This window comes from Acinetobacter sp. SwsAc6 (genome assembly GCF_013391565.1).
In the GTDB taxonomy this organism is placed as follows: Bacteria; Pseudomonadota; Gammaproteobacteria; order Pseudomonadales; family Moraxellaceae; genus Acinetobacter; species Acinetobacter cumulans.
In genome coordinates, this window is record NZ_JACAXE010000067.1 from 1 (window position 1) to 1,973 (window position 1,973).

5 protein-coding genes are annotated in these 1,973 nt (G+C 33.2%); 2 read left to right on the forward strand and 3 right to left on the reverse strand.

The window, feature by feature from the left end:
- The first annotated feature begins 164 nt into the window (after positions 1-164).
- Positions 165-584, forward strand: coding sequence for an SMI1/KNR4 family protein (locus tag HYG93_RS19095; protein WP_001180106.1), 420 nt, complete (start codon positions 165-167; stop codon positions 582-584).
- A 79-nt stretch (positions 585-663) separates the two neighbouring features.
- Here HYG93_RS19095 and HYG93_RS19100 read toward each other — a convergent pair whose 3' ends face one another.
- Positions 664-945, reverse strand: a complete 282-nt coding sequence (locus tag HYG93_RS19100) for an addiction module antidote protein (protein WP_000985609.1) — start codon at positions 943-945, stop codon at positions 664-666.
- Positions 946-1,248: a type II toxin-antitoxin system RelE/ParE family toxin gene (locus HYG93_RS19105; RefSeq protein ID WP_000286964.1), complete on the reverse strand. Its 303-nt coding sequence runs from the start codon at positions 1,246-1,248 to the stop codon at positions 946-948.
- Between the two features lie 148 nt (positions 1,249-1,396).
- On the opposite strand from HYG93_RS19105, the gene HYG93_RS19110 reads away from it, so the two are divergent.
- Positions 1,397-1,882: a hypothetical protein gene (locus tag HYG93_RS19110; protein ID WP_178962792.1), complete on the forward strand. Its 486-nt coding sequence runs from the start codon at positions 1,397-1,399 to the stop codon at positions 1,880-1,882.
- On the opposite strand, the gene HYG93_RS19115 is transcribed toward HYG93_RS19110, so the two are convergent.
- Positions 1,879-1,973: transposase domain-containing protein (locus HYG93_RS19115; protein WP_046889966.1), on the reverse strand; the 95-nt coding region annotated here is incomplete at its 5' end. The genes HYG93_RS19110 and HYG93_RS19115 overlap by 4 nt on opposite strands.

Sequence of the window (1,973 nt, forward strand, 5' to 3'; positions counted from 1 at the left end):
AGATGCTGGTTTCAATAAATAACATGGACTCTTTATACGTCAATGGCGTATTTGAATTTTAGCAGTTTCCATAACAAAAAACGAGAGCTGGTAGATCTCGTTTCGCATAACAGCCATTATGTTAAATTGTAGTAAGAACTTTAATGCGATAGAGCAGAATGTATATGCAAAATAAGCTTGATAACATTATTCAAGAATTAAAAGAACTATCTGGGAATAGTCGTCTAAACATAGAACTACCTGATGATATTTTCATATCTGCTTATGAACGAAAAATAGGTTTTATTTTTCCAAAAGATTATAAAAAAGTTTTGAAAGAGATTAGCAATATCTTTTATGGAACAATTGAATTAGCGTCTCTTACAGATGAGAAAGAATGCTATCGAGGGCTATCTCAGATATTAAATGATGCTAGGGAGCAAGGTCTGCCAGAAGATTGGCTACCTATTTGTGAAGATAATGGTAGTTATTATTGCCTATCTCCTAATCATAAAATTAGATATTGGACAGCAGATGGATATAGCGATGAGCAGTGGGAAGATTTAGCAGATTGGATCAAGCAAGTTTGGATAGATGGAAATTAAGAATTTCTAAAATTAACATAATACACCTTATACGAAATTAAAAAATGGAGCCTAAAGCTCCATTTTTTAATAACTTTTTTTAAATTGCTAAGCGTAAATTCAGTGCTTTTACAACTTTAATCACAGTATCAAAACTAGGGTTAACATCACCAGAAAGTGCTTTATAAAGACTTTCTCGGCCTAAGCCTGTATCTCGTGATAATTGAGCCATTCCTTTAGCTTTTGCAATGTTACCTAAAGCCTTTGCAATGAATGCGGCATCGCCATTAGATTCTTCAATACATGCTTGTAAGTAAGCCTGCATATCATCCTCTGTTTTAAGATGCTCAGCACTGTCCCATTTGCGAAGTTTAATAGCCATTTATAGCTCCTCCTCTAAATCTTGTGCCAATTGCAGGGCAAGTTTTATATCTTTACTTTGCGTAGACTTATCTCCGCCTGCTAAAAGAATAACAACCCTTTGCCCTTGCTTGCAGTAATAAATCCTATAGCCTGGCCCAAAGAAGAAACGTAATTCAGAAACACCTTCACCGACCGGCTCAGTATCTCCAAAGTTTCCATCTTCAACCCGATCAATTCGGACTTGTATGCGTCTTTTTGCCTGCTGGTCTTTTAACTTGGTGAACCAGTCATCAAAGACTTCAGTGGTATATATTGAGTACATAAGTAGAATGTATCCTATAGGATACATTTATGCAAGAAATAAACTTGATATTTGGGGCTCGAAACGGTGAATTTCGTATAACCGCCATTATGTTAAGTTAATCAAAATTCTTAATGCACCAAAACCTAAAAATTTAAATGGAGTAAAAATGACTTTAAAGGGGTTAGATATTCAAGAAGATTGTATCAAAGCTATTTCTAATGAATCTTTAATATTTGATATTAAGAATAAAGAGTTTTTAGAGGATATAGAAAATCTTTTATTACAGTATTTTCAAAATTTTAGTAATGATTTAAATGGAATTGAGTTTGATAATTTTTCTGTGGAGTTTTGGTTCGATGCAGGACAATTGATTATTTATCCTGAAAAAGATTTATTAGATCGTAAACCCTTTGAATCTGAATATGATTTAGATAGATTAGACCCTTATTTTTATCTAGTTTGTGAAGAATATAGGATATATTTTGATGACTTAATATCTCGAAAAGTAAGCGATCAAGTATCTGAAAAAGAAGCTATTTCTAAAACTAATGACGTAATTGATTGTGTAAGCAAAGCTATAAAAAATATAAATGATGAAAACAATCTTTTAAAGATGTGTAAGCGTCCGCTGAATCCCATACCTATTTTTTAATTCGATTTAGGTTTCCAGCAGTGCGGCAGCAATTCTTCAATCTGGGTCACTTTATGTGTCGGCAGCCTTTTCAGCACATCACTTAAATAGG

Bases quoted from the DNA above. Each gene is read 5' to 3' on its own strand.
- HYG93_RS19095 (WP_001180106.1), top strand. From the start codon at position 165: ATGCAAAATAAGCTTGATAACATTATTCAAGAATTAAAAGAACTATCT.
- HYG93_RS19100 (WP_000985609.1), bottom strand. From the start codon at position 945: ATGGCTATTAAACTTCGCAAATGGGACAGTGCTGAGCATCTTAAAACA.
- HYG93_RS19105 (WP_000286964.1), bottom strand. From the start codon at position 1,248: ATGTACTCAATATATACCACTGAAGTCTTTGATGACTGGTTCACCAAG.
- HYG93_RS19110 (WP_178962792.1), top strand. From the start codon at position 1,397: ATGACTTTAAAGGGGTTAGATATTCAAGAAGATTGTATCAAAGCTATT.